Source organism: Pseudomonas sp. R4-35-07 (genome assembly GCF_003852235.1).
Taxonomy (GTDB): Bacteria; Pseudomonadota; Gammaproteobacteria; order Pseudomonadales; family Pseudomonadaceae; genus Aquipseudomonas.
The window spans coordinates 251,887-277,078 of record NZ_CP027732.1 but is presented as its reverse complement, the minus strand read 5'-3'; the positions used below and the strand labels follow the sequence as shown (position 1 = coordinate 277,078).

Sequence of the window (25,192 nt, the reverse complement as noted above, 5' to 3'; positions counted from 1 at the left end):
TGTGAGCTTAGATCAGGGTTCCTTATCTGCATGGAGGATCCCATACTTCAATGGTTCCCCTACCGACTCAATTGCCATGCTCAAGACCCTCGCGGTGGCCAATTACCGCTCGATCAATAAATTGGTGGTGCCCCTGGGCCGCTTGAATCTGGTCACAGGCCCCAACGGCAGCGGCAAGTCCAACCTGTATCGCGCCCTGCGCCTGCTGGCCGAAACCGCCCAGGGCGGGGTGATCAATGCCCTGGCCCGGGAGGGCGGGCTGGACTCGACGTTCTGGGCCGGACCGGAAACCATCAGCCGGCGCATGCACAGCGGCGAAGTGCCGGTGGAGGCCGTCGTGGCCCAAGGCGTCAAACGCTTGCGCCTGGGCTTTGCCGGGGAGGACTTCAGCTATGCCATCTCCCTGGGAATGCCCATTCCGGTTCCCGGCAGCGAGTTCAAACTGGACCCGGAAATCAAGAAGGAATGTATCTGGGCCGGCCCCCTCTACCGCCCGGCCAGCCTGCTGGTGCAACGTTCCGGGCCGATGGTGCGGGCGCGTGAAGGCCGCGCCTGGGATGTGCTGGCCCAGCACACGCCCAACTACCACAGCCTGTTCGATCAGGTGGGTAACCTGCGCGGCTCGCCGGAAGTGTTGCTGCTGCGCGAGAGCATTCGTGGCTGGCGCTTTTATGACCACTTTCGCAGCGATGGGGATGCGCCGGTACGCCAACCGCAATTGGGTACGCGCACGCCGGTCTTGCATCACGACGGTCGGGATCTGGCGGCCGCGTTGCAGACGATTCGGGAAGTGGGCGACGCCGAGGCGTTGCAGCACGCCGTCAGTGATGCATTCCCGGGCGCACGCCTGAGTATCCAACCGTTACAGGGCGGACGCTTTGCCATCGAGTTTTATCAGGAAGGCCTGCTGCGCCCGTTGTCGGCGGCAGAGCTGTCGGACGGCACCTTGCGCTACCTGCTGCTGATCGCCGCGCTGCTGACGCCACGGCCGCCGACCATGATGGTGCTGAACGAGCCTGAAACCAGCTTGCATCCGGACCTGTTGCCGGCGTTGGCGCGCTTGATCATCCAGGCGTCGGCGCAGTGCCAGGTGTGGGTGGTGTCCCATGCCAGCCGCTTGATTGCGGCGTTGCAGCAGGATCAAGAGTGCAATTCGATTGTGCTGGAGAAGGTGCTGGGGGAGACGCGGATTGTGGGGCAAGGGATGCTGGATGCGCCGGCGTGGCAATGGCCGGAATAGAGGGCGACTGCACAGGCCTCATCGGGGCAAGCCCCCTCCCACACTGGATTGGGTTCACAGGTTCTGATGTGTGAATGTATTCAAATGTGGGAGGGGGCTTGCCCCCGATAGCTTTATCAGCCCTGCCACTTGCCCCCTTCAACAATCACACTCTCAGGCTTGGTGTCATCGCTCAGCTCTTTACGCACATATTGGTCATAGAGCTTGAGCAAGAACTTCTCTTCACCCAACTTCGCCAGCTCTGCGTTCACCCAGTCGCGCAGTTCGATATTGCCCTTCTTCACCGCCGGAGCAATCGGTGCTTCGTCACCGAGCTTCTGCTCCAGCACGCGGTAGCCGGGGTTCTGCTTGGCCCAGCTGAACAGCACCAGGTTGTCCTGGGCGTAGGCATCGCCACGGCCGGCCGACAGCGCTTGCAGCGACTCGGAGTTTTTCTCGAACTTGAGCAGCTTCCAGTCCGGATGGTGCTTGGTCAGCCAGATGTCGGCGGTGGTGCCGGTGGTGACGATGGTGGTGCGGGTGGCCAGGTCATCCAGGTTCTTGACCGGGCTGTCGTTCGGCACCAGGGCCTGTACCGCGACTTTCAGGTTGGGGTTGGTGAAGTCCACCGCTTCCTTGCGCTCAGGGGTCACGGTCATGTTGGCGAGGATCAGATCGACCTTATCGCTTTGCAGGAATGGGATACGGCTGGCCGGCTCCACGGCGACGAACTCGACTTTGTTTTCATCGCCCAACAGGTCCTTGGCGAATTGGCGGCCGATGTCGGTATCGAAGCCGACGTAGCGGCCGGCTTCGTTGACGAAGCCGAACGGCGGCTTGTCGGTGAAGACGCCGACGATCAGCTTGTCGCGGGCCTTGATCTTGTCGATCGCACTCACCGCGCTGGCGGCAGGTTTGGCAGGCTCTTCGGCCTTCTTGTCGCAGCCGGCCAGTAACGCGACGGCAAACAGTGGCAGCAGTAACTTTTTCATAGCAGCTCCGGTTCCTTGATCTTTCTGGGCAGTGTTGAAACAAAGGAGAACTTCTCCAGGAACTGCTGCGCGCGTGCGGTTTGCGGGTTCGTAAAGAATGCCTCGGGGGTGTTGTGTTCGAGGATGCGACCGGCCTCCATAAACACCACGCGGTCGGCGACGGCGCGGGCGAAGGCCATTTCGTGGGTGACAATCAGCAGGGTCATGCCGTCGCGGGCCAGGTCCTGGATAACTTCCAGCACTTCCTTGACCATTTCCGGGTCGAGGGCAGCGGTGACTTCGTCAAACAGCATGACCTGCGGGTTCATGCACAGCGAACGGACGATGGCGATGCGTTGCTGCTGGCCGCCGGAAAGCTGGCGTGGGAAGGCGTCGCGCTTGTCGGCCAGGCCCACGCGCGCCAGCAGTTTTTCCGCCTGCTCACGCGCTTCACGCGGGTCGCGCTTTTGCACCTTCAAGGGACCGAGCAGAATGTTGTCGAGCACGCTCATGTGCGGGAACAGGTGGTAGCTCTGGAACACCATGCCGATGTCCTGGCGCACCTGGCGCCAGTCGGTATGTTTTGCCAACAGCTCGTTGCCGGCGAACCGCAAGTGCCCGCTGTGAGCCACTTCCAAGCCATTGAGGCAGCGCAGCAAGGTGCTTTTGCCGCAACCGCTGGGGCCGAGGATCACCACCACTTCGCCGCTGTGCACGCTCAGGTCGATGCCCTTGAGCACCTGCTGTTCGCCGAAGAATTTGTTGAAACCCTGAAACTCGATCAATGCGCTCATGCTTGGGCCCAGCGCCGTTCCAGCACCTTGGAGGCGGCCGACAACGGGTAGCAGATAAAGAAGAAAAACAGGAACAGCGCGCCGTAGATCAACACCGACTCATAGGTGCGCTCGATGATTTGCTGGCCGACCTTGATCACATCCACCACGCCGATCAGCACCGCCAGGGAGCTGGTCTTGATGATCCGCGTGTAGACATTGATGGTCGGCGGCGTCATGCGTTTCAGGGCCTGGGGCAGCAGCACGTAGCCGTACAGCTGCGGGTCGGACAGCCCGATCGACAAGCCGGCTTCGCGCTGGCCACGGGGCAGCGAATGCAAGGCGCCGCGCACCACTTCGCCGACTTCACTGGCGCCCCACAACGACAACACCAGCACCGCACACCAGAAACTGGGGATGCTCAGGCCGAAGAAGATCGGCAGGCCGAAAAACAACAGGTACAGCCAGACCAGCACCGGGATGGCGCGAAACAGCTCCAGGTAAACCCGCAGCAGCGCATTGATCAAGCGGTTGTCCAAGGTGCGCAATACGCCATACAACATGCCGCCGACCGTGCTGAAGGCGATGCTCAAGAATGAAATCGACAGGGTTTGCGCAGCGCCCTTGCCCAGTTGCGGCAACGACACCCATAACAATTCAAGACCCGAACTGGCCATGCTGGAGCCTCCTTTCCAAACGGCTGAGCAACAGCGACAACGGCAAGAACAGCAGCACGCAGATCAGCGTCAATACGGCGAGCATTTCGTAGGTCTTGTAGTAGAGCGCGATGTAGCTCTTGGTGGTGTAGAGAATCTCGGGCACCGCCACAGCGGAAACCACCGTGGTCTCCTTGAGCAGAAAGATGAAATTGGCGAACAGCGCCGGCAGGCTGAGGATGCCGGCCTGGGGCAGAATCACATGGCGCAGCAGTTGCCAGTCGGACAGGCCGATGGACTTGCCCGACTCGATCTGCGCCAGTGGCACCGCATCCACACCGGCGCGCAGCACTTCGGTGAGGTAGGCGCCGCCGAGGAAGGTCATGGTGATAATTGCCGCCCAGAACCCGGAAATATTCAAGCCCAGGGCCGGCAGCGCGAAATACACGAAGAACAATTGAATCAGCAGCGGCGTGTTACGCGCCAGCTCCACATACAGCGCCACCAGCCGCGACAGGTAGGGGGTGCGAAACACCAACAGCGCTGCGTTGATCAGTGCCACCAGCAAGGAGGTGGCAATGGCGATCAGACCCACTTGCAGCGTCACTCCGACCGCTTTCAGAAATGCCGGCAAGGTGCTGAGGATAAAAGCAAAATCGAAGGTCATCTTGAGTCCATGACGCCGCAGGATAATGCGGCGGGCGCTGTCCGTTCCGGCGTGGGTAACGTCGGGTAGCGCGAACTTTAAAGGTATAAAAAGCAAACTTTAAATACCGAAATAGCATATTGATATCACCCAAAAAGCTAAGGTCGCCGGGAGGGGGCCCACTGAAGATTTACGGTGGAATCAAGATCAAATATGGGAGGGGGCTTGCCCCCGATAGCAGTCTGTCAGTCAGCTCATGTGTAGCTGACCTGCCGCCATCGGGAGCAAGCCCCCTCCCACCTTTCGATTGCATTCCAAATTTTCAGCAATAAAAAACGCCGGTGCTGTACCAGCCACCGGCGTTGAAACCTTGAAGGGGGTTTTGAGTTACATCAGAACGCCGGCACCACCGCACCGTTGTACTTCTTCTCGATGAAGGCTTTGACTTCCGGGCTGGTCAGGGCCTTGGCCAGTTTCTGGATAGCGTCACTGTCCTTGTTGTCCGGGCGAGCGACCAGGAAGTTCACGTAGGGCGACTTGGCGTCTTCGATGATCAGCGCGTCTTTGGCTGGGTTCAGGCCGGCTTCCAGCGCGTAGTTGGTGTTGATCAGATCCAGGTCAACCTGGTCCAGCACGCGTGGCAGCAGAGCTGATTCCAACTCCTTGAATTTCAGGTTTTTCGGGTTGCTGGCGATGTCTTTCGGCGTGGCCAGGGCATTGGTCGGGTCTTTGAGGGTGATCACACCCGCTTTCTGCAGCAGCAACAGGGCGCGGCCGCTGTTGGAGCCTTCGTTCGGGATAGCCACGGTGGCGCCATCCTTGAGCTCGGAAATATTTTTGATCTTTTTCGAGTAACCGCCGAACGGTTCAACGTGCACACCGACTACGGTCACCAGGTTGGTGCCCTTGCCTTTGTTGAAGTTATCCAGGTACGGCAGGGTCTGGAAGTAGTTGGCGTCCAGACGCTTCTCGGCCACTTGCACGTTCGGTTGTACGTAGTCGGTGAAGACTTTGATCTGCAGGTCTACGCCTTCCTTGGCCAGGGTTGGCTTGACCAGCTCAAGGATTTCGGCGTGCGGGATCGGGGTGGCGGCCACCACCAGTTTCTCGTTGGCCTGGGCGAAGCTGGCAGTCAGGGCAGCCGCCAGTGCGGTAAACAACAGAACCTTTTTCATGCAATGTCCTTCTAACGACCGTTTTTATGTGGAGTGCCAGCGAAGTGCTATCGCGGCGTGGAGTGGACAATACCTAGATTTTTTATTCCCGAACAATATCTTTTATTCACGTTGATATTCCATTTTGCTCATACAGGAAGGTACGCAGCGTCTCCCGTTCGGTGGGACTGGCGTTCGCGAAAATCCGCTGCACCTGCTCCAACGGCGAGCCGGCGGCGGGCAGGTTCAGATGCTCGGGCAGAATCTCATCGCCGCTGCTCACCAACAGGGCAAAGTGGATAACGTTTTCCAGCTCGCGGGTATTGCCCGGCCAGCTATGACGTTCCAGCACGCGCTGGGCGGCGTCGCTGATCAGCGGCACCGGCAGTTCCAGGCGCTGGCTGTAGATGCCCAGGAAGTATTCGGCCAGGGACAGGATGTCGCCGACCCGCTCGCGCAATGCCGGCAGGTCCAATTGACCTTCGCTCAGATAATGGAACAGGCGCTCATGGAACTTGCCCGCTGCCACCGCCTGGGCCAGGTCGATGCTGGTGGCGGCCACCAGGCGCACGTCCACCGGGCTGGGTTGGTGTGCGCCAACGCGGGTGACTTCGTGGTTTTCCAGGGCGGCGAGTAATTTGACCTGGATCGGTAAAGGTAAGTCGCCGATTTCGTCCAGGTACAACGTGCCGCCGTTGGCCGAACCGAACCACCCCGCCCGGCTGCTCGCCGCGCCGCTGTGGCTGCCGGCGGCATAGCCGAACAGCTCCGCGTCGGCGTAAGTCGGGCTGATCGCGCCGCAATTGACCGACACAAACAAGCCCGAGCGATCACTGCCACGGTGAATATGCCGCGCCAGCAGCTCTTTGCCGCTACCGGTCTCGCCGCGAATCAACACGGGCAGCGCACGCGGTGCGAGATTTTCCAGCTCTTCGCGCAGTTGCCGCGAACGTGGGTCGACGAACACCAGCGCCTTGGCGCGGATGCTCAGCGGGCTTTTTTCGGCATCGGGGAAGGTCAGCAATGGCTGGCCGTAGGTTTCATGCAGACTCATGGCAGGCTCCCGCCCCCATCCACTCAGGGACAGGGCGTTGAAATAGGTTATGCACGGCGCCGAGCGTGATGCTCGAGGCGATTTTGCAGGCGATAGAGGTACGCGAAACCCTGCTCCCAACGTTGGTGGCCGGACTTCACATTGATATGCCCGGCCCCCGACAGGATGCCGGCTTCGGCGCCCCAGTGACGCGCCAGCTCCAACGCCCGTGGCGCGCTGACGGCACTGTCGTTGTCGGAACTGACCACTTGGCTGGGAAACGGCAACAGGTCGGTAGGAATCGGCGCAAAGTTGCGCAGGGCGGGGGCGCAGGCCGGACGCTCGACGTCCGCCGGGGCCACCAGCAAGGCACCGCGCACCTGGCGCAGGAAATTCACAGGCGCGGTGGCCGCCCAATGCGCCACGGTGATGCAGCCCAGGCTATGGGCGATCAGGATCACCGGCGTGCTGTCGGCGGCGATGGCCTCGGCCAACGCCGCCACCCAGTCTTCGCGGCGCGGGGTCAGCCAGTCATCCTGCTCCACGCGCGCACTGTTGGGCAGGCTGTTCTGCCAGTGAGTTTGCCAATGATCTTCTGGCGATCCTTGCCAGCCCGGCACGATCAGGTAACGAATCGATTCGCTGTGCATGGGTGTGCCCTCCTGCAGCGTTTAACGTTGCTGACCAGTATAGGGACGCGGTTTATATTCGTTAAGGAATAAGAAGCTATTTATTAATAACCAAAATCTCAACCCCGCATCCGGTCAAAATGTGGGAGGGGGCTTGCCCCCGATAGCATTCTGTCAGTCAGTACATCTGATACTGATACACCGCTATCGGGGGCAAGCCCCCTCCCACATTTATCTCATCGGCGATCCAAAAAAAAGGCCGCACCCTGCCAAGGAAACGGCCCAAAAATCGTCGCGGCTTTGTTGCGATTAACGTGCGGTAATCACCGACAGCTTGGTTATCCCCGCGCGCTCGATAGACGCCATGGCTCGCGCCACTTCGCCGTAGTTCACACCATCGTCAGCCTGCAGTTGCACCCGCACATCGGGGTCCTTGGCCTTGGCCGCCTGCAGCTTGAACTCCAGCAGGTCCGGCTGGATTTCGTCCTTGTTGATAAACAGCTTGCCGGCACCGTCGATGCTTACCACCAGCGGGTCTTTCTGCTCGACCGGGGCCACGGCCTCGGTCTTGGGCAAATTGATCGGAATCGCATTGGTGAGCAGCGGCGCGGTGACGATGAACACCACCAGCAGCACCAGCATCACGTCCACCAGCGGCGTGACGTTGATCTCGCTCAGCACCTCGTCGCTGTCTTGGGTGGAGAAGGCCATGTCAGGAGGCCTCCTTTACTTTTTGCGGGTGGGCGGCGCTGGTCTTGGTCAGCGCCGGGTGCAACAGCACGCGGAAGGCGTTTTTCTGCGCAAGGCTGTAGAAGTCATGGGCAAAGTCGTCCAGGTCGGCAGCCGTCAGCTTCAGGCGACGCAGGAAATAGTTGTAGACCAGCACCGCTGGCACCGCGACGGCAATCCCCACGCCCGTCGCAACCAACGCTGCACCGATGGGCCCCGCCACGGTTTCCAAGCTGGCCGAGCCGGCGGCGCTGATCCCCTTGAGCGCCTCCATGATGCCCCACACCGTGCCGAACAAGCCGATAAACGGCGAGGTGCTGCCGATGCTGGCGACCACGGCCAGACCGGTTTCCAGGGAACGGCGTTCACGCACGATCTGCTGGCGCAAGGCACGTTCAAGGCGGTCTTGATGATTGATGGCCTGGCTCAGGTCAGCCGCGTGCTGGGTATCGCCGACCTGGATCGCGGCGTAACCGGCATGGGCTACTCGGGCCGCCGCGCCCGGTTGGGTTTCGGTCAATTCGGCGGCGGCGTCCAGGCTTGAGGCAGCCCAGAATTTTTTATGAAACCGGCGATCCTGGGCCTTGAGGCGCCCGAATTGCACGCCCTTCAACAACGCCAAGCCCCAGGTGGCGACCGAAAAGACCACCAACAGCCAGATCACCGCGCTTTCAATGGATTCAAGTGGAGATGCCAAAGCCATGATGTGTTCCCTCTGTGCAGCTGAATAATTAATGGATCTTGAAATCGATCGGCACGCTGACCCAGCCGTCCTGGGCCACGTCACCCTGCTTGGCCGGCACGAAGCTCCAACGCTTCACGGCGGCCAGTGCGGCGTCATCGAGTTGCTGGCGACCGCTGCTTTTCTGCAACTGGATCTCACCCGGTTTGCCGCTGGCCAGTACGTGCACCCGCAACAACACGGTGCCCTCCCATCCGCGACGCTGGGCCAGCGACGGGTATTCCGGCGCCGGGTTCTTCAGGTACGCGGCGTTGGCCGAAGCGGGCGTTACCGGGGCCGGCGCGGGCGGTGCAACAGGTGCCGGCGGCGCGGGTACAGGCGGCGCGGGCGGCTGTTCGATCGCCTTGGGTACCGGCTTGGGCTCAGGTTTGGGCACGGGCTTGGGCTTGGGTTTAGGAATCGGTTTGGGCGGCGCCGGCTTGGCGGCCAACTCATCCACCACCGGCGGCGGCGGCTCGACCACCGCAGGTGGCGGAGGCACGGGCGGAGGCGGCTCGACCACGGGTGGCGCCGGCCGGGAAAACTCGATGGTCATCGGCGGAATTTCCGGTGGCACCACTGGCAGCACCGGAGTGGGCTTCTGGCTCACCCAATAGATCACGGCGCCGTGCAAGACCAGCACCAACAAGCCCAGCAGAACGCCTTCGCGTCGGCTGGAAAACCGCTTGGGGGTCTGTTGCAGGCGTAACTGACCCAACGGCGCACGGTGCGGCCGGCCAAGGTCGACCAACTCACCACTCGGTGCCAGGCGCCATTGCGCCTCTTGTGCACTGGCGGCGGTCTGGACATTGCCCATTGATTCACTCCCTACGGCTTTAAGACCAAAAAACCGACAGGCCTGCCTGAAAGGCCGTCGAGGGCTGAATCATCGGGGGTGAGCGCTTATCTCTTAAAGTAATCTTTACAGTTATGGATATATCTAAAGCGAATATAAAAATGGGCCCGCTGCGTCAAGCCCGCGTCTTCCGTGGCTTTGCGCGAAGCGCTTGTTTTTGCATGCGTTTACGGCATACAAAATATTCAGCGAAGGCATGGTTCAAACGGGATTTGCATCGCAACACGCAAGCAACTCACCACGGGCGTGCTCAGGCTGTCGACCCAGCACAACGGCTGGCATACTCGCTGCCTCTTTTTGCACTCCGGCAGGCCTGCATGACGCTTAACCATTCGATCGCGAGCAAGCTCGCAGGCTGGGGCCTCCTGGTGGTCCTGGGACTGAACCTGCGGCCCATCCTCAGCTCCATCAGCCCGCTGCTCGGTGAAATTCGCCAAGCCACCGGCCTGAGCTTTCAAAGCAGTGCCTTGCTCACCAGCTTGCCGGTGGTGTGCATGGGGTTGGTGGCGCTGGTGGGCGTGAGGGTCGAAGCGCGATTGGGTGAACGGCGCGGTATTGCTCTGGGTTTAGTGATGATTCTGCTGGCGTGCCTGGCGCGCTGGCTGATGGGCCAGGCCTCGGCGCTGTTGGTCACGGCATTGCTCGGCGGCGCGGGCGTAGCGCTGATCCAGGCGTTGGTGCCGGCGGTGATCAAGCGCGAATTTCAGCACCGCGTGCCGGTGGCGATGGGTGTGTATTCGGCGTCGCTGATGGCCGGTGGAGGGCTGGCGGCGCTGCTCAGCCCGGTGGTAGCCACGTATTTCCAGCAATGGCAGGCGGGCCTGGGCGTGTGGCTGTTGCCAGCGTTGGGGGCGTTGTTGCTATGGGCAGGGTTGCCGCTGGGCGCCGCCCGAAATACACAGGTCGCCCCGGCCTTCAAAGGCCTGCGCAACCGCCGCGCCTGGCTGCTGGCGCTGTATTTCGGCCTGGTTAATTGCGGCTACATGAGCATGGTGGCCTGGCTGCCCGCCTACTATCAGCAACTGGGTTGGGGCGTGCTGCCCAGCGGCTCGTTGCTGGCGTTCATGACCATTTTCCAAGTCATCGCCGCGCTGTTGATGCCGGTACTGGCGCAACGTGGGATCGACCGTCGCCCGCTGCTCGCCATCAGCCTGTTGGCGCAAACCCTCGGCTACCTCGGCCTGATCATCGCGCCCACCGAATTCCCCCACCTGTGGGTGGCCTTGTGCGGGTTTGGGCTGGGTGCGTGCTTCGCCCTGAGCCTGCTGCTGACCCTCGACCATCACCGCGACCCACGCCAGGCCGGGCAACTGGCAGCTTTCGTACAAGGCGTGGGCTTTTTGATCAACGCGATTTCGCCGTGGTTGACCGGCTGGCTGCGCGAACTCACCGGCAACTTCATCAGCGCCTGGGTCGTGCTCACGGTAACGGCGGTGGCGATGCTGCTGGTGACGCGGGTGTTCAGCCCGGCCACCTATCGCACCGGGCTAGAAGTCGTAGCGCCCGGTCACGCCTAGGGTACGCGGGGTGCCCAGCAGGCCTTCGTAACCGCCGTTGCCGCCGGTCCACAGGGTGGTGTAGTAGGTTTTGTCGAAGGCGTTTTTCAGCCACAACGACACATCCCACTGGCCTTGCTCGTAGTTGCCGCGCAGGCCAGTGGAGAGGTTGACCAGCGCATAGGCGGGGATCTGCCCGTAGTCGGAGTCTTCCACCGTGCCCACCGCCTTGGAGCGAAATGCGTAGCTGGCGGTGACGTAGGGTTCAAAGCCGTTATCCAGGTTCCACTTGTACTCGCCGTTGGCATTGGCAATCCATTTCGACGCGCCCACCACCTGGTGCCCGGTCAAGTCGCAGGACGCCGGCGCACCGGGGCGCAGGCTGACTTCCGGCGGGCATGGCGCGTCCTTGTAAGACAGGTAACTCACGTCGTTGAACGAGCCGTTGAGATTCAGCGTCAGGCCCTTGATCGGCACCAGGGTGCTTTCCACTTCAACGCCCCGCGAGCGCACGGAGCCGGCGTTGGTGAGGTATTGCACCCGGTTGTCCTGATCGTAAGCGTTGGTCTGGTAGCCATTGACCTGGGTCCAGAACAGGTTGGCATTGAGCTGCAGGCGTCGATCCCACAACGTGCTCTTGAAACCCAACTCGGCATTGTTGGCCCGCTCGGTGCCGATCAGCAGCGAGTCGGCCCCGGCCGTCGGTGCCGAGCCCACCGCCAGGTTGACGCCACCGGACTTCTCGCCGTGGGACAGCGTCGCGTAGCCCAGCAGGTTGTCGTTGAAGTGATAGCTGAGGTTGAGCAGGCCCGACGGCGTGGCGCTGTATTGCGTCAGGTCACCCGAATCATACGCCCCGGCACGCCCGCGCCGCGCCGTGGCAGCCGCGCCGCTGACCGCTACGCCGCCGAGCGGGGCATTGCGTGTCACCCAGGCACTTTTTTCTTCGTAGGTGCCGCGCAGGCCAGCGGTGAAATCCAGGCGTTCAGTCAGGTGCCAGGTGCCTTGGGCGAACAGCGCAAAGCTGTCGGTGCGGATGTGCCCGTTGCCGACGCTGCTGACATTATTCAACGCGCCGGTCGGCGTGCCGTTCCAGATGTCGGCCCTGGGGCCGTAATAGGCGAAGGCTTGGTTATCCAGGTCTGAGCCGAAGTAATAGGCGCCGAGCACGTAGTCGAAGAACCCGCCCTGGGGTGAAGCCAGGCGAAATTCCTGGGACCACTGTTTGTCTTCCACCGATACGCCGGCGTTATACGAGGCCGGCACGTTAAGCCCGTCATCATTGCGCGGGGTGAAATTCCACCAGCGGTAGGCGCTGACCGACGTCAGGGTGAAATCGCTCGGCAAGGTCCAGTTGGCCTCCAGCGACGTTCCGCCCTGAAACACCGTGACGTGCTGGTCATTGTCCAGATTGACCTTGCGGTGGGTGCCGTCGACCAGCGTGGCGCCCGCTGCGTTGGCCCTGGACTCGTAGAGGTTGGTGCCGTTGATGGTCGGCCCGGTGCTGTAGAGCACACGGGTACCGGCGCTGGAATCCTCCTCGTTGTAGTCACCGATCCAGCGCAGGTTGAACGCCTCATTGGGCTTGTACAGCAGTTGCCCGCGAAAGCCCTGGCGTGAACCGCCATTGAGGTCGTGCCCGTCATGCTCGTTCTTGATGTCGCCGTCGCTGCGCGTGCGATAGGCTGAAAAACGCCCTGCCAAGTCATCGGTCAGCGGCCCGGAAATCGTGCCCTTGGTCTGGAAATAACCGTCCTCGCCCAACGAGGTTTCAATGCTGCGCTCCGGGGTGAAGCTCGGCGCGCGGGTGCTGATATTGATCACCCCCGCCGTGGTGTTCTTGCCGAACAACGTACCTTGCGGGCCGCGCAGCACCTCGAGCTGCTCGATGTCCATGAGGTCGAACACCGCCATGCCGGGACGGCCGAGGTACACGTTATCGATATACAACCCCACGCTGCCTTCCAGGCCGTCACTGGCCGGGTTGTTGCCCAGACCGCGAATCGACACGCTGGACTGGCGCGCATGCATATAGGCGACGTTGACGCTGGGCACCAGTTGCTGCAAATCCTGAATCCGGTACACCCGCTGGCTCTCCAGCGCCTGGCCGCCGACCACGCTCATGGGCGTCGGTACCGCCTGGGCGCTTTCGGTGCGCCGGCGGGCCGTGACCGTGACGGTTTCCAGTTGACCACTGGCGCTTTCGCCCGCAGGCGCAGGCTCGGCCGCGTAGCTGGACGACCAACCGGCACTGCCCGCAAACAACAGGGCCAGGGGCAGGCGCTTGAGCGTCCAGGGAGAGCAAGGTACAGCGGGCGTGAACAGACTCATGAGCGGCTCCGGAACCCAGGAATATTCAATCTCTGATATTCCTTTAGGTTATTTATTTATGTTTTTACGAACATTTACTGCATAAGAGATAGCCTTTATAAGGAGTCGACCTAATGCATAGCCAATGCATTTCCCGGATATTTTTGATGTGAAAAATGCATATCGACCTGCGCCAACTTCGCCACTTCATCGCGCTCGCCGAACAACGCAGTTTTGTCGCGGCGGCGTTGACGGTGAACCTGTCGCAATCGGCCTTCAGCCGCAGCATCCAGGCCCTGGAACACAGCGCCGGCTGCCAGTTGGTGGACCGCGGGCGCAAAGACCTGGCGCCGACCAAACAAGGCCAGGTGCTGCTCGAACATGCCCGGCGCCTGGTCAGCGGCGCGCAGCAACTGGCTAACGAAATCAGCCAATTCAATGGCCTCGAGGCGGGCGAACTGCGCTTCGGTTGCGGCCCGGCCCCGGCGGGCGGCTTGATTCCCCGCGCCATCGGCAGTTTTATCGGGCGCTATCCCAAGGCCCGCGTGCAGTTCCAGGTGGACGACTGGGAAAGCCTGAGCAAACGCCTGCTCAGCGAAGAGTTCGAATTCTTCGTCGCCGACACTCGACATTTCGAAGCCAACCCCGACTATCACACCCATCGCCTGCGCCCGCGCCGTTGGTACTTCTGCTGCCGCGTCGGCCACCCCCTCGCCGCCCGCGACAGCGTCAGCGCCGCCGAACTGATGAGCTATCCGCTGGCCGTGACCATCCGCCCACCGAACCTGCGCAAAGTCATCGTCGACCTCAGCGGCCGACCGGATTACCTGCCCAATGTCGAATGCGAAAACGGCTACAGCCTACTGGGGGTGGTGCTGCGCTCGGACGCCATCGGCATCGTCAGCGCCAACAGCGACGTGCTGCAGATGGCTCGCGGCGAATTGGTGTGCCTGACGATCGACGGCCTGGATGAAAACCTGGAGGAGAGTTACACCCGCTACGGCATCGTCAGCCGCGCGGGGTATCGGTTGTCACCGCTGGCGGAGGCGATGATTGAGCAGATCAAGCAGATAGATGAGTTGGATGAAGATATTTGTACGCTGGAAAATGTCGCTGTGTGAACCGACGCCGTCGGGGGCAAGCTCCATGCATTCACTGCATGAAACCCAGACCCCAAATGCACTTGCCAGCGCCCATCCGAACGGCGAAAACCGTCACCTGTCCTCCGTTCGGTGAAGCCTCATGTCCAAACCCCAACCCGTGCGCAATGTGCTGTACATCATGTGCGACCAACTGCGCCGCGATTACCTGTCGTGCTATGGCCACGCGCATTTGCACACCCCCAATATCGACCGCCTCGCCGCTGCCGGCGTGCGTTTCAGCCGTGCCTACACCCAAGGCACCATTTGTGGGCCGTCGCGAATGTCGGCGTACACCGGGCGTTATGTCAGCAGCCACCAGGTGGCGTGGAATGCCGTGCCGCTGCCGCTGGACGAGTTGACCATTGGCGACTATCTGCGCCCCCACGGCATCCGTACTGCGCTGGTGGGCAAGACCCACGCCACGCCGAATCTGGATGCGCTGCAACGCGTGAACATTGACCCTGAAAGCGCCCAGGCCGAGCCGCTGAATGAAGTGGGCTTCGACGCCTACTTTCGTCACGACGGCATCTACCCCGACAGCCCGCTGTTCGAGGATAAACGCGAGTCCGCGCCCTACACGCATTACCTGCGCGAGCAGGGCTACAGCGGCAGCAACCCGTGGCATGAATGGGCCAATGCCGCACAAGGTGAAAACGGCGAAGTGCTCAGCGGCTGGCATATGCGCAACGCCGGTTTGCCGGCACGGGTCGCCGAGCAGCATTCGGAAACCGTCTACACCACCGACCGCGCCATCGACTTCATCCAGGAGCAGGCCGAGCAACCCTGGTGCCTGCACCTGTCCTACATCAAGCCGCACTGGCCCTATATCGCACCGGCGCCGTACCACGCGTTGTACGCCGCCGAGCATGTGCAGGCGCCGATTCAACCGGAGCAGACCAGCGATCACCCGGTGTACCAGGCGTTCCGCCAGCACCAGGAGAGCGTGAATTTCTCTCGCGACGAGGTGCGGCTCACGGTGGTTCCGACCTACATGGGGCTGATCAAACAGATCGACGACCAGCTCGGGCGACTGTTCGATTTCCTGCAAAGCAACGGGCGCTGGGATGACACGCTGATCGTGTTCACCAGCGACCACGGCGACTTCCTCGGCGACCACTTCCTCGGTGAAAAGGAATTTCTGCTGGAGCCTGCCGTGGGCATTCCCCTGATCGTGCGCGACCCGCGCGCCAGTGCCGATAGCAGCCGCGGCTCGGTGGACGCGCGCCTGGTGGAGACCATCGATGCCCTGCCGACCTTCCTCGATGCGCTGGGCCTGCCCGCCGCCGATCACCGCCTGGAAGGCCGCTCGCTGATCCCGCTGCTGCATGGTCAGCCGACCCCTTGGCGCCAGTATGCAATTGCCGAATACGACTACGCCTTCCAGGCTCCGGCCCGCGAGCGCTTGGGCCAGCCGATCGACCGTTGCCGCATGACCATGGTGCGCAGCGAGCGCTGGAAATACCTGGCGTACGACGGCTTTCGCGCGCAGCTGTTCGACCTGGAAAACGACCCGCAGGAAGTGCACGACCTGGGCGCCGATCCGGCCTATGCGCAGGTGCGCGAGACACACGCGGGTTATCTGTTCGAGTGGCTGCGCGGGCTGAAGCGGCGCACCACCATCAGCCACACGGAGATTGAAGTGCGTGGCCAATGGTTTCGCTACGGGGAGCCGGAGGCGGAGAAGGTCGTGCAGATCGGCGTCTGGTAAGGCCTATGATCGTTCCCACGCTCTGCGTGGGAATGCAGCCCGTGACGCTCTGCGTCACCTGTGCGCGGTAGCGGGACGCGGAGCGTCCCAGGAGGCATTCCCACGCGGAGCGTGGGAACGATCATCTCTGTGAATTTAAAGGCCTTTGGTGGTCTGGCTGCGTTGGCCCTGCACACCCACCGGCACATCGCCCTTGAGCGTCACCCGGCGCACGATGCGTTCCTGGGTGCCGTAGTCATCCACCGCGTAATGCTGGGTGGCGCGGTTATCCCAGATGGCCACGTCGCCGCTGTTCCAGCGCCAGCGCACGGTGTTTTCCAGGCGGGTGACGTGGCTTTGCAGCAGGTTGAACAGTTGCGTCGAGTCGGCCTGGGAGTAGCCTTTCAGGCGTTTGACAAAATGCCCCAACAACAGGGTTTTCTCACCACTGACCGGATGCACGCGCACCACCGGGTGCTCGGTTTCATACACCGTCGAGGTGAACACCTTGCGGTACTCCTCAAGCTTCTCCACCGCCACATCCGGCTTGCGCGCGGCGTAGTCGTATTCGTTGCTGTGGATGGCCCACAGGTTATCCGCCAGGGCGCGCAGTTCGACGCTGAGGTCGTTGTAGGCGGCCGCCGTGTTGGCCCAGACGGTGTCGCCGCCGGAGGCTGGCGCCAGCACTGAACGCAGGATCGAGGCTTTCGGGTAGGCGTCGACGAAGGTCACGTCGGTGTGCCAGGAATTGGCGCGCTGGCCGCGGGTGCCGTCCAGCTCCATCAGAAAGCGCGTGCCGTCGCGTACCGGCACAGTCGGGTGCGCAATCGGCTCGCCGAGCAGATGGGCGAAGGCTTCCTGGCTCTGGTCATCGAGGTGCGTTTGCTCGCGAAAGAAGATCACCTTGTACTGCACCAGCGCTTGCTGGATGGCTTCGACCGTGGCGGCATCGAGGTGACCGGACAGTGTGATGCCACGAATCTCGGCACCGATGCGGCCGGCAACCGGATGAATCTCCAGTGCCTGGGCGATGGGTTGAACAGCTAATGCGGCGTTGCTCATTGTAGTGACCCTCATGTGCCTGCGGATGGTGGAACGCTCGCCGACAACGCTCTATTCATATGCTTTTTAGATCTAGCAATTGAACCAATGCTTCGTTGACGGAATAAGAGCTTGCATTTAAAACCTCAGCTGCGTCGCTCGCAAATGCCTTCGACCTATTTTTCAAATGCCGGGAATGCATATGGATCTTCGTCAGCTGCGCTACTTCATCGCCCTCAACGAACACCGCAGTTTTGTGCGTGCGGCGGACGCCATGGGCATCACGCAACCGGCGTTCAGCCGCAGTATCCAGGGGCTGGAACAGGAGTTTGGCTGCGTGCTGGTGGACCGTGGCCACAAGGACCTGCGCCCGACACCGGAAGGCCAGGTGGTATTGCAACACGCCCTGACCCTGGTGCATGGCGCCGCCTTGCTGAGCAGTGAAGTCACGCGCATGACCAAGCTCGATGCCGGCGACCTGCGCTTCGGCTGCGGCCCGGCGCCGGCGGTGAAGTTGGTGCCGGATGCGGTGGCGCGTTTTATCGGCGCGCACCCGAAAATCCGCACCAGTTTCCAAGTGGATAACTGGGAAAAGCTCAGCCGTGCATTGAGCCGTGAAGAGATCGAATTCTTCATTGCCGACATCCGCCAGTTCGAAGCCGACCCGAACTTCCAGACCCGTGCGCTGACCCCCAAGCGCGGCGTGTTTTTCTGCCGCCCGGGGCACCCGCTGCTGGCCAAGGACAGCCTGTCGACCAACGACATGTTCGACTACCCGCTGGCCGCGCCGCTGATCTCCCAGGGCATTCGCAAACTGCTGGCAAACCTGAGCGGGCGCATGGACTTTTCACCGAGCATCCAGACCGAACACTTCCCGGCGCTGGTAAAGATTGTGCTGCAGTCCAATGCCATCGGCGTGGGCACCGAAGAAGCGTTCGCCGAGGATATCGCCCGAGGTGCGCTGGTGCTGCTGCACTGGCGCAACCTGCCGCAGAACCTGGAGACCCTGAGTGCGCGGTGCGGGATTGTCAGCCGTACCGGGTCGCGCTTGTCGCCGGCGGCCAAGGCGATGATCGAGACGTTGGTGGAAGTTGATCGGCAGGAGGTGAGTGTGGCGGTTTGAAGGGCCTCATCGGGGGCAAGCCCCCTCCCACATTTTGAATGTATTCACAGATCAACTGTGGGAGGGGGCTTGCCCCCGATAGCTATTGCCCAGGCACCACTCAGCTCAAAGCCCCGCCGCCACCAACCCAGGCGCCACCCAGTCACTCACCTGAAACGACCGGCGAATCAGCTTTTCCCTGGACGCCAGATCCACCGCATCCTGCAATTTGCCAAGGAACACCGGATCAAGCGTTGCCGGGAAAATCGCGCTGAGCTGCTGGTCTTTCAAATCATTGGTCAGGATCACCGGCGGATAACTGGCCAGCCCCGACACCAGTTCGATGTAAGCCTGCTTGTTGTTGTCATCGGTCAACCATTGCACCGCCTGCTGCTGGGCCTTGAGCAGCTTGGCCACGGCGTCGGGATGCTCATCGACAAACTGTTTGCTGCCCACCAGCACCGCCTGAATGCTGCCGGCACCGCCGAGGTCCTTGGTGGTCAGGGCGATTTCGGCCAGCCCCTTGGCTTGCAGCGCGGTCAGGTTCGAGCCGCCCCAGGTCGCGTCGATCTGCTTGGCGGCCAGCGCCGCACCGGCCGCGTTGAAATCCAGGTTGATGATTTTCAGGTCTTTCTCATTCAAGCCCTGGCTGGCCAATGCGCTGTCGAACGACAACTGGCTGGCCGTGCCGCGAAACACCGCGACGCGCTTGCCCTTGAGGTCTTGCAGGGTCTTGATGCCCGAGCCCGGCACCACGCCGAGGTACTGCTTGATGTCCCGTGCCGTCGCACTGAGCAAGCGGGTCTGCAGGCCATTGGAGCGGCCGATAATGGCCGCCAGGTCGCCCAGGTAGGCGAGGTCCACCTGGCCGTTGGCAAAGGCTTCGTTGATCACCGGGCCCGCGCCCTTGAAGTAATTCCACTGAATCGTGATGCCTTGGTCGGCGAAGGCCTTTTCGAAGATCTGCTGTTCGCGCAACACATCGGTGATGCCGCCACCGCTGTGTTGGGTGCCAGCGCTGAGGTCGGGCACGGCAATGCGGATTTCCTTGAGTTCGGCGGCATGCACCAGCCCCGCCAGTGCGGTGCCCGCGAACAGCGTAATCAGACGTTTGAAGGGCAATTTCATAAGCGCAGCTCCTGGTGGGCGACGGTCGCCGGGGAGCTGAAAGTAGGCACAGGCCGATAAAAACTTTAAATACTATAAATTCACTATTTTATAGCTTTTAGCACTATGCGAGCCAAACCGCAGGCTCCAGCGACCTATGCATAAACAGCATTGAAAATATTCTTCGAATGCATTGGATGCGTGTCGAGCGCAGGCTTTAAATGACTTCTCTTATCCCACAATCATCTTGATTACGTTTTTATAAGATCGAAATCACATAACGAAAGGGAAGTCCTCAATGGCCCGGAGCGCACGGTTGAGCCAGCCTCTTACAACGCCCAACCTGCGCTGGCCGTCGTTCAGCCACTGGCTGCTGCCGCTGTCGCTGTTTGCCCTGTGGTGGCTGGCCAGCCGTCAGCAGTGGATGAGCGAACAGATCCTGCCGCCGCCGTCACTGGTGTGGAGCAGCGCGGTGGAACTGGCGGGCGGCGAGTTGTGGAGCCATTTGGCGATCAGCCTGCAACGCTTGTGCTGGGGCTTGCTGGCGGGCATCAGCGCCGGGGCCTTGCTCGGCGCCTGGCTGGGCTTCAGCGCGCGTGCCGAGCGCCTGGTATTTCCGACATTCAGCGCGCTGTCGCAGGTGCCGACCCTGGCGTGGATCCCACTGTTCATGGTGTTTTTCGGCATTGGCGAGACGCTGAAACTGGTGGTGCTGGTCAAGGCCATCGTGGTGCCAGTCACCCTGCATACCCTGGTCGGCGTGCGCGACGCCCAACCGCAGTTGCGTGAGGCTGCGCGGGTGCTGCGCCTGCCCACCCCTCTGCTGATCCGCCGGCTGATCCTGCCCGCCGCCCTGCCGGCGTTCATGGCTGGCGTGCGCCTGGCCCTGGCGGCCGGTTGGACGTCGCTGCTGGCGGTGGAATTGCTCGCCTCCAGCGAAGGCATCGGCTACCTGATGGTGTGGGCGCGCCAGTTATTCATGCTCGATATTGTCTTTGTGTGCATCGTGGTCATCGGCGTGCTGGGCGTGGCGATGGACCGTGGCATCGGCTGGCTGGATCGGCGCTGGGTGCACTGGCCGCATCCGGCCACGGCGCAGATCCGTCGCGGCCCGCGTTACCACGGCTGGCAACGCCTGCAGCCGTGGCTGCTGCCGCTGGGGTTGCTGGCGCTGTGGCAGGTGGCGACGCAACAGGGCTGGGTCGATGCGAATATCCTGGTGAGCCCCTGGACGGTGCTGCACACCACCGCCTCGGGTGTCGCGGATGGCACGCTGTCGGGGGCGCTGGGCAAAAGCCTGGGGCGCACCTTGGGCGGCTTGGTGCTGGGCGGCAGCCTGGGGTTTGCCGTGGGCTTGTGGCTGGGCTTGTCACCGCGCAGTGAACGGGTACTCGGCCCTACCCTCGCCGCGTTGCGCCAGATCGCTATCTTCGCCTGGGTGCCACTGCTCACGGCCTGGTTTGGCCTGGGGGAATTGGCCAAGTGGGTGTTTATCGGCCTGGCGGCGTTTTTCCCCTTGTTTGTCGCCACCCAGCGCAGCGTGTTGAACCTGTCACCGCAACTGAGCGAAGCCGCCCAAGTGCTGCGCCTGGACCTGCCCCAACGGCTGCTCCGCCTGATCTTGCCCGGCGCGGCAGCGGGAATTTTCGCCGGCCTGCGCCTGAGCCTGATCTACGCCTGGCTGGGCACCATCGGCGCGGAATACTTCATGCCGTCCAACGGCGGTATCGGCAGCCTGATGATCGGCGCCCAACAGCTGCTGCGCATGGACTTGATCATGAGCGGCATGCTGCTGGTCGGCCTTACCGGCGCCACCCTCAACCTTGTCGGCCAACGCCTTGAAACCTGCGCCACCCGCTGGAGACACGCATGAACGCACCGATTGTCAGCTTCAACCATGTGGGCAAGTCTTTCGATGTGGAGGGCTTCGAATTGGAGGCCATCCGTGAGTTCAACCTGCAGATCGCCGAGGGCGAATTCGTTGCGATTGTCGGCTCCAGCGGCTGCGGAAAATCCACGCTGCTGCGCTTGCTGGTGGGGCTGGATACGCAGTTTCGCGGCGAGATTCAGGTGGACGGTAAGCCGGTGAACGGCATCGGTGGCGAACGCGGCATTGTGTTCCAGGAACACCGCTTGTTTCCGTGGCTGACGGTGGCGCAGAACATCGGCCTGGGCCTGGTCAACGAGCCCTTGAGCGAGGCCGAGCGCAGCCGGCGCATCAGCGACTTTATCGAACTGGTGGGCCTGACTGACTTCACCCGCGCCTATCCTCACCAGTTGTCCGGCGGCATGGCGCAACGGGTGGCGATCGCTCGCGGCTTGGTTGCCAGCCCACGGATTCTGCTGCTGGACGAGCCGTTCGGCGCACTGGATGCGCTGACCCGCCAGCAGATGCAGGACGAACTGCTGGCGATCCGCGCCCGCGCCAGCATCACTACGGTGCTGGTGACGCACGACGTGGAGGAAGCGATTTTCCTGGCCGACCGGGTGGTGGTGATGGAGCCCCGACCGGGACGGATCAAGCAGGTGGTCGAGATTGCCCTGCCCCATCCACGCCAGCGCAGCAGCTTTGAATTCCACCAGTTGCGCGAAGAGCTGCTGCATGAATTGACCAGCGACGATCACTACCAGCCGCCGGCGCGCGAGCAGATCCGCGACCTGCCGTTGGCGTTCATCGCTTGCTGAACGACAGTTCGCTGCGCGGCTGCTCCTGGCGCTCAAGCCGATTAGCCCGCGCAAAGGTGCCCAAGTCATTGAAGCGCACACCCATCTCGGCCATGACCTTGTGCGCCACCTTGGCGGTCATCTGGCGAATATAGAACGGCTCCTTCACCACAAAATGGTGGATGCCGTGGGTACTGCCGAAATTGAAACAGAACGCCTGCAACGGCCACATCCACCAGGGGTTGAGCACCTGGGTCTGCTGGATCACATTGCCCAGCTCCACATCGCCGTAGTAATGCATGTTGGAGCTGACAAAGTGCAGGCAGAAGGTGCGCAGCACGTTGGGGCCGATGATCACCACGGCGGCGATGTCGATCACCTGCATCATCTGCAGCGTCCCGGCTGACCACTCGATGGGCGCGCCCATCAGGCTGGCGATGCCATTGGCGGCATGAAAACCCAGGAACACGTACCACGCGCCCCAATGCAGCAGCGCCAGCGGTGCGTACACCAGCACCACGCGCTTGAGGATGCTGAACCGGTGCCGCCAGGTCTTGGCGCGCAGCAGACGGATGAATGCCGACATCATGTTATCGCCGACCATCAGCAAGCGCGCGATGCCCCAGGGCTCGCCGTTGGTGATCGCGCGCTCTTCCATATCGGCCTCGGTGCCGGAAACCTTGTGATGATTGAGGTGCAGGTGCCGGCGAATCCATGGGTTGATGGTGCTCGGCCGCGCCAGCCAGACCAGGCCCATCATCAGGTTGTGCGGCACGCGCTGCTTGCGAAAGTACATGCTGTGGATCAGGTCATGTTCCAGCTCATGGGTGAGTGAGGCGAAGAAGGCGTTGAGCAGCAGGCACACCCACCAGGCCATCTGGCCGCTGATATACAGCGCCGCCGAACCCAGCATGCCGACCAGCGCAAACGCCAGGATGCCCGCGCCCAGGGCGTCCTGATGCAGCAGCCAGGGGTGGCGCTGGCGCAATCGCACGCCCTCGGCCAGCACCACCTCACGGATATGCGCCGAACGCTGTTGGGCGTTCATCTGCTGGGGACTTGCACAAGTACCGTCCATGCTTCCATTCTCTAGTGGAGTGATGCCTGCATCCTGCACCCAACCCTGGCGCAGGGCGCTAGCTCCGCACGCCAACCTGTTGACCGCAAGCGCCAATCGCCATGACCGAACCCACCTCCCTCGCCAGTTGGACCCGCGCCCTGCGCAAGCAACTCGACGCCCTGGGCCTGGACAGCGCCGCGCTCTGCCGCGAGGCCGGGCTCGACCCGCTGTTGATGGACGACCCGAATGCGCGCTACCCGTTGTCGGCCACCACGCGCCTGTGGGAACTGGCGGTGCAGGCCAGTGGCGATCCGGCGATTGGCTTGCGGGTGTCGAGGTTTGTCAGCCCCACCACCTTTCATGCGTTGGGGTATGCGCTGGTGGCCAGCGGCAGCCTGCGCGAGGTGTTCGAGCGTATCGTGCGCTATCACCAGGTGGTCAGTGATGCCCTGAGCCTGGAGCTGAGCCGTCACGGTGACGGCTACCGTTTCCGCCTGCTGCAACCCGAAGGCAGCCCGGCGCCGGCGCTGGAAGCCATCGATGCGTTCGCGGCGATCTATGTGCGCACCTGCCGCAATCGCCTGGGGCGTGACTACGCACCGCTGGCGGTGTACCTGCGGCGCCCGGAACCGGCCGACCCTGCGCCCTGGCACACGGTGTTTCGCTCACCGGTGTTCTTCGGCGCCGAGGAAGACCGCCTGGAGTTCGCCGCCCGCGACTTCGACAGCCACCTAGACGACGCCAACCCAGAGTTGGCCGAACACAATGAAACCGTGCTCAAGCGCACCCTGGCCCAACTGCAACCGCTGACCTGGGAACGCAAGGTGCGCGCCGCCATCGAGGCGCAACTGCCCGACGGCGAACCCAGCGCGGAGCGGATCGCCCAGGCGCTGCATTTGAGCCTGCGCAGCCTGCAGCGGCACCTGGCAGATGAAGGCTGCCGGTTTGATGCGCTGCTCAATGAGTGTCGGCAGAACCTGGCGCTGTTGCACCTGCGCGATCCGCAGTGTTCATTGGCCGAGATCAGCCATTTGCTAGGGTTTGCCGATACCAGCAGTTTCAATCGGGCGTTCAAGCGCTGGACGGGGATGACGCCGGGGCAGTTCAGGGATGGGTTGCGGTAGGGGGATGTGTGGTGGCTTTGAGGACCTCATCGGGGGCAAGCCCCCTCCCACATTTGAACTGTATTCACAAATCAACTGTGGGAGGGGGCTTGCCCCCGATAGCGGTGGTGGAGGCCATCACCGCCCTCGGTCACGCCGCAACACCTTCCTCACCCGCGCCACCAATGCCTTGGCGTCAAACGGCTTGAGCAAGTAGTCGTCTTCATGCAATTCCAACCCACGCAAACGATCTTCGATGCCATCGGGCGTGGTCAGAAACAGCACGGGCGTTTCGCCGCGTTGGCGAATCGCCTGCTGCAACTTCCAGGCATTCAGACCCGGTAGCATCACATCGAGGATCACCAGGTCGTACACGGTGCTTTCCACAAACCGTTGCGCGGCCATGCCGTTGGCCGCGACTTCCACGGTAAAACCGGCCTCGCTCAAGGCCTGGGCCATCCGTTGCGCCAGTTGCGGCTGGTCTTCCACTAACAACACGTGCATGCCTTACCTCTGGGTTTGATTACAAACCTGTCATCAAATTGTGCGGCTTTTGTCCACCTCCACTGGCTACCGTGACGGCCTGCCTTCTGGAGCGTTCACCATGTATCGCACTGCTTTATGCCTGAGCCTCGCCGTGGCGACTGCCGCCCAGGCGACGCCACAACTGCCACGCCACGCCACGCTTGATTTACACACCGCACGCCAATTGGCCGATGCCAGCCTGGCTCACTGCACCGCCGCGCTGACCGTGCTCGACCGTGGCGGCAACCTGCTGCTGAGCCTGCGCGCCGACGGCGTTGGCCCGCACAACAGCCTCGCCAGCCAGCGCAAGGCGTACACGGCGTTGTCGACCAAAACCCCAACCCGGCTGTTCGCCGAGCGTGCGCGCAACAACCCCGAGGCCGCCAACCTTAACAGCTTGCCCGAATTGCTGTTGCTCGGCGGTGGCGTGCCGCTGTTTGCCGAGGCCGAACTGGTCGGCGCGCTGGGCATCGCCGGTGCCGGCGGCGCGCCGCAGGATGAAGCCTGCGCCGTACAGGCGGCCGAGCAACTGGGCTTGAAAATCACCCCTTGATTCCACTCCTGCCAA

24 protein-coding genes are annotated in these 25,192 nt (G+C 62.3%); 9 read left to right on the top strand and 15 right to left on the bottom strand.

Features of this window, described 5'->3' with window-relative positions; genetic code table 11:
• The first annotated feature begins 76 nt into the window (after positions 1–76).
• Positions 77–1,240, top strand: coding sequence for an AAA family ATPase (locus C4J89_RS01160; RefSeq protein ID WP_124413524.1), 1,164 nt, complete (start codon positions 77–79; stop codon positions 1,238–1,240).
• 116 nt (positions 1,241–1,356) lie between these two features.
• Here the strand turns inward: C4J89_RS01160 and C4J89_RS01155 are convergent, their stop codons facing one another.
• From C4J89_RS01155 to C4J89_RS01110, 10 genes are all read right to left on the bottom strand, one after another.
• A complete protein-coding gene (locus tag C4J89_RS01155) occupies positions 1,357–2,211 on the bottom strand; it encodes a transporter substrate-binding domain-containing protein (RefSeq protein WP_124360768.1) in 855 nt (284 codons plus the stop codon).
• Entirely contained in the window at positions 2,208–2,984 is a 777-nt protein-coding gene (locus C4J89_RS01150; protein WP_124360767.1) for an amino acid ABC transporter ATP-binding protein, read from the bottom strand. Before C4J89_RS01150 ends, C4J89_RS01155 begins: the two co-directional genes overlap by 4 nt.
• A complete protein-coding gene (locus C4J89_RS01145) occupies positions 2,981–3,640 on the bottom strand; it encodes an amino acid ABC transporter permease (protein ID WP_124413523.1) in 660 nt (219 codons plus the stop codon). The genes C4J89_RS01150 and C4J89_RS01145 overlap by 4 nt, the downstream gene beginning before the upstream one ends.
• A complete protein-coding gene (locus tag C4J89_RS01140) occupies positions 3,621–4,286 on the bottom strand; it encodes an amino acid ABC transporter permease (RefSeq protein ID WP_124360765.1) in 666 nt (221 codons plus the stop codon). The genes C4J89_RS01145 and C4J89_RS01140 overlap by 20 nt, the downstream gene beginning before the upstream one ends.
• A gap of 371 nt (positions 4,287–4,657) precedes the next feature.
• Positions 4,658–5,440, bottom strand: coding sequence for a MetQ/NlpA family ABC transporter substrate-binding protein (locus C4J89_RS01135; protein WP_124360764.1), 783 nt, complete (start codon positions 5,438–5,440; stop codon positions 4,658–4,660).
• Positions 5,441–5,546: 106 nt separating this feature from the next.
• A complete protein-coding gene (locus C4J89_RS01130; protein WP_124360763.1) occupies positions 5,547–6,473 on the bottom strand; it encodes a sigma 54-interacting transcriptional regulator in 927 nt (308 codons plus the stop codon).
• A 47-nt stretch (positions 6,474–6,520) separates the two neighbouring features.
• The gene (locus C4J89_RS01125) at positions 6,521–7,102 is read right to left on the bottom strand and encodes an alpha/beta hydrolase (protein ID WP_124413522.1); all 582 of its coding nucleotides are present in this window, start codon (positions 7,100–7,102) and stop codon (positions 6,521–6,523) included.
• A 288-nt stretch (positions 7,103–7,390) separates the two neighbouring features.
• Positions 7,391–7,792: a biopolymer transporter ExbD gene (locus C4J89_RS01120; protein WP_124360761.1), complete on the bottom strand. Its 402-nt coding sequence runs from the start codon at positions 7,790–7,792 to the stop codon at positions 7,391–7,393.
• 1 nt (position 7,793) lies between these two features.
• Positions 7,794–8,516 (bottom strand): MotA/TolQ/ExbB proton channel family protein, encoded by a 723-nt coding sequence (locus C4J89_RS01115; RefSeq protein WP_124365087.1) that lies wholly within the window; start codon positions 8,514–8,516, stop codon positions 7,794–7,796.
• A gap of 25 nt (positions 8,517–8,541) precedes the next feature.
• Positions 8,542–9,348: an energy transducer TonB gene (locus C4J89_RS01110; protein ID WP_124413521.1), complete on the bottom strand. Its 807-nt coding sequence runs from the start codon at positions 9,346–9,348 to the stop codon at positions 8,542–8,544.
• A 356-nt stretch (positions 9,349–9,704) separates the two neighbouring features.
• Between C4J89_RS01110 and C4J89_RS01105 the strand changes: the two genes are divergently transcribed.
• Positions 9,705–10,904 (top strand): CynX/NimT family MFS transporter, encoded by a 1,200-nt coding sequence (locus C4J89_RS01105; RefSeq protein WP_124413520.1) that lies wholly within the window; start codon positions 9,705–9,707, stop codon positions 10,902–10,904.
• Here C4J89_RS01105 and C4J89_RS01100 read toward each other — a convergent pair.
• On the bottom strand, positions 10,875–13,214 hold the full coding sequence (locus C4J89_RS01100; protein WP_124413519.1) for a TonB-dependent receptor: 2,340 nt from the start codon (positions 13,212–13,214) through the stop codon (positions 10,875–10,877). The two genes, C4J89_RS01105 and C4J89_RS01100, sit on opposite strands and share 30 nt — an antisense overlap.
• A gap of 155 nt (positions 13,215–13,369) precedes the next feature.
• Here C4J89_RS01100 and C4J89_RS01095 point away from each other — a divergent pair, with 155 nt between their 5' ends.
• Complete coding sequence (locus tag C4J89_RS01095; protein ID WP_124413518.1) at positions 13,370–14,314, top strand: LysR family transcriptional regulator; 945 nt, start codon at positions 13,370–13,372, stop codon at positions 14,312–14,314.
• 121 nt (positions 14,315–14,435) lie between these two features.
• Positions 14,436–16,043 (top strand): alkaline phosphatase family protein, encoded by a 1,608-nt coding sequence (locus tag C4J89_RS01090; RefSeq protein WP_124413517.1) that lies wholly within the window; start codon positions 14,436–14,438, stop codon positions 16,041–16,043.
• Between the two features lie 135 nt (positions 16,044–16,178).
• On the opposite strand, the gene C4J89_RS01080 is transcribed toward C4J89_RS01090, so the two are convergent.
• Positions 16,179–17,084 carry a TauD/TfdA family dioxygenase gene (locus tag C4J89_RS01080; protein WP_124365392.1) on the bottom strand — a complete coding sequence of 302 codons (906 nt, stop codon included), beginning with the start codon at positions 17,082–17,084 and terminating at the stop codon, positions 16,179–16,181.
• Between the two features lie 181 nt (positions 17,085–17,265).
• Between C4J89_RS01080 and C4J89_RS01075 the strand changes: the two genes are divergently transcribed.
• Positions 17,266–18,186 carry a LysR family transcriptional regulator gene (locus tag C4J89_RS01075; RefSeq protein WP_124360754.1) on the top strand — a complete coding sequence of 307 codons (921 nt, stop codon included), beginning with the start codon at positions 17,266–17,268 and terminating at the stop codon, positions 18,184–18,186.
• A gap of 105 nt (positions 18,187–18,291) precedes the next feature.
• On the opposite strand, the gene C4J89_RS01070 is transcribed toward C4J89_RS01075, so the two are convergent.
• On the bottom strand, positions 18,292–19,293 hold the full coding sequence (locus C4J89_RS01070) for an ABC transporter substrate-binding protein (protein WP_124413515.1): 1,002 nt from the start codon (positions 19,291–19,293) through the stop codon (positions 18,292–18,294).
• Between the two features lie 277 nt (positions 19,294–19,570).
• Here C4J89_RS01070 and C4J89_RS01065 point away from each other — a divergent pair, with 277 nt between their 5' ends.
• Together C4J89_RS01065 and C4J89_RS01060 are read left to right on the top strand one after the other, a co-directional pair.
• Complete coding sequence (locus C4J89_RS01065) at positions 19,571–21,145, top strand: ABC transporter permease (protein WP_124413514.1); 1,575 nt, start codon at positions 19,571–19,573, stop codon at positions 21,143–21,145.
• A complete protein-coding gene (locus C4J89_RS01060; RefSeq protein ID WP_124360751.1) occupies positions 21,142–21,957 on the top strand; it encodes an ABC transporter ATP-binding protein in 816 nt (271 codons plus the stop codon). Before C4J89_RS01065 ends, C4J89_RS01060 begins: the two co-directional genes overlap by 4 nt.
• On the opposite strand, the gene C4J89_RS01055 is transcribed toward C4J89_RS01060, so the two are convergent.
• Positions 21,944–23,014: a fatty acid desaturase gene (locus C4J89_RS01055; protein ID WP_124413513.1), complete on the bottom strand. Its 1,071-nt coding sequence runs from the start codon at positions 23,012–23,014 to the stop codon at positions 21,944–21,946. The two genes, C4J89_RS01060 and C4J89_RS01055, sit on opposite strands and share 14 nt — an antisense overlap.
• 101 nt (positions 23,015–23,115) lie before the next feature.
• Between C4J89_RS01055 and C4J89_RS01050 the strand changes: the two genes are divergently transcribed.
• The gene (locus C4J89_RS01050; RefSeq protein WP_124365386.1) at positions 23,116–24,120 is read left to right on the top strand and encodes an AraC family transcriptional regulator; all 1,005 of its coding nucleotides are present in this window, start codon (positions 23,116–23,118) and stop codon (positions 24,118–24,120) included.
• 117 nt (positions 24,121–24,237) lie between these two features.
• Here the strand turns inward: C4J89_RS01050 and C4J89_RS01045 are convergent, their stop codons facing one another.
• On the bottom strand, positions 24,238–24,603 hold the full coding sequence (locus C4J89_RS01045) for a response regulator transcription factor (protein WP_124413512.1): 366 nt from the start codon (positions 24,601–24,603) through the stop codon (positions 24,238–24,240).
• 100 nt (positions 24,604–24,703) lie between these two features.
• Between C4J89_RS01045 and C4J89_RS01040 the strand changes: the two genes are divergently transcribed.
• Positions 24,704–25,177, top strand: a complete 474-nt coding sequence (locus C4J89_RS01040; RefSeq protein WP_124360747.1) for a heme-binding protein — start codon at positions 24,704–24,706, stop codon at positions 25,175–25,177.
• Positions 25,178–25,192: the final 15 nt, after the last annotated feature.

Coding starts and splice junctions, on each gene's coding strand:
- C4J89_RS01155 (WP_124360768.1), bottom strand. CDS start 2,211: ATGAAAAAGTTACTGCTGCCACTGTTTGCCGTCGCGTTACTGGCCGGC.
- C4J89_RS01150 (WP_124360767.1), bottom strand. CDS start 2,984: ATGAGCGCATTGATCGAGTTTCAGGGTTTCAACAAATTCTTCGGCGAA.
- C4J89_RS01065 (WP_124413514.1), top strand. CDS start 19,571: ATGGCCCGGAGCGCACGGTTGAGCCAGCCTCTTACAACGCCCAACCTG.
- C4J89_RS01130 (WP_124360763.1), bottom strand. CDS start 6,473: ATGAGTCTGCATGAAACCTACGGCCAGCCATTGCTGACCTTCCCCGAT.
- C4J89_RS01135 (WP_124360764.1), bottom strand. CDS start 5,440: ATGAAAAAGGTTCTGTTGTTTACCGCACTGGCGGCTGCCCTGACTGCC.
- C4J89_RS01060 (WP_124360751.1), top strand. CDS start 21,142: ATGAACGCACCGATTGTCAGCTTCAACCATGTGGGCAAGTCTTTCGAT.
- C4J89_RS01050 (WP_124365386.1), top strand. CDS start 23,116: ATGACCGAACCCACCTCCCTCGCCAGTTGGACCCGCGCCCTGCGCAAG.
- C4J89_RS01040 (WP_124360747.1), top strand. CDS start 24,704: ATGTATCGCACTGCTTTATGCCTGAGCCTCGCCGTGGCGACTGCCGCC.
- C4J89_RS01055 (WP_124413513.1), bottom strand. CDS start 23,014: ATGGACGGTACTTGTGCAAGTCCCCAGCAGATGAACGCCCAACAGCGT.
- C4J89_RS01075 (WP_124360754.1), top strand. CDS start 17,266: ATGGATCTTCGTCAGCTGCGCTACTTCATCGCCCTCAACGAACACCGC.
- C4J89_RS01045 (WP_124413512.1), bottom strand. CDS start 24,603: ATGCACGTGTTGTTAGTGGAAGACCAGCCGCAACTGGCGCAACGGATG.
- C4J89_RS01140 (WP_124360765.1), bottom strand. CDS start 4,286: ATGACCTTCGATTTTGCTTTTATCCTCAGCACCTTGCCGGCATTTCTG.
- C4J89_RS01160 (WP_124413524.1), top strand. CDS start 77: ATGCTCAAGACCCTCGCGGTGGCCAATTACCGCTCGATCAATAAATTG.
- C4J89_RS01105 (WP_124413520.1), top strand. CDS start 9,705: ATGACGCTTAACCATTCGATCGCGAGCAAGCTCGCAGGCTGGGGCCTC.
- C4J89_RS01110 (WP_124413521.1), bottom strand. CDS start 9,348: ATGGGCAATGTCCAGACCGCCGCCAGTGCACAAGAGGCGCAATGGCGC.
- C4J89_RS01095 (WP_124413518.1), top strand. CDS start 13,370: ATGCATATCGACCTGCGCCAACTTCGCCACTTCATCGCGCTCGCCGAA.
- C4J89_RS01145 (WP_124413523.1), bottom strand. CDS start 3,640: ATGGCCAGTTCGGGTCTTGAATTGTTATGGGTGTCGTTGCCGCAACTG.
- C4J89_RS01100 (WP_124413519.1), bottom strand. CDS start 13,214: ATGAGTCTGTTCACGCCCGCTGTACCTTGCTCTCCCTGGACGCTCAAG.
- C4J89_RS01125 (WP_124413522.1), bottom strand. CDS start 7,102: ATGCACAGCGAATCGATTCGTTACCTGATCGTGCCGGGCTGGCAAGGA.
- C4J89_RS01080 (WP_124365392.1), bottom strand. CDS start 17,084: ATGAGCAACGCCGCATTAGCTGTTCAACCCATCGCCCAGGCACTGGAG.
- C4J89_RS01120 (WP_124360761.1), bottom strand. CDS start 7,792: ATGGCCTTCTCCACCCAAGACAGCGACGAGGTGCTGAGCGAGATCAAC.
- C4J89_RS01090 (WP_124413517.1), top strand. CDS start 14,436: ATGTCCAAACCCCAACCCGTGCGCAATGTGCTGTACATCATGTGCGAC.
- C4J89_RS01070 (WP_124413515.1), bottom strand. CDS start 19,293: ATGAAATTGCCCTTCAAACGTCTGATTACGCTGTTCGCGGGCACCGCA.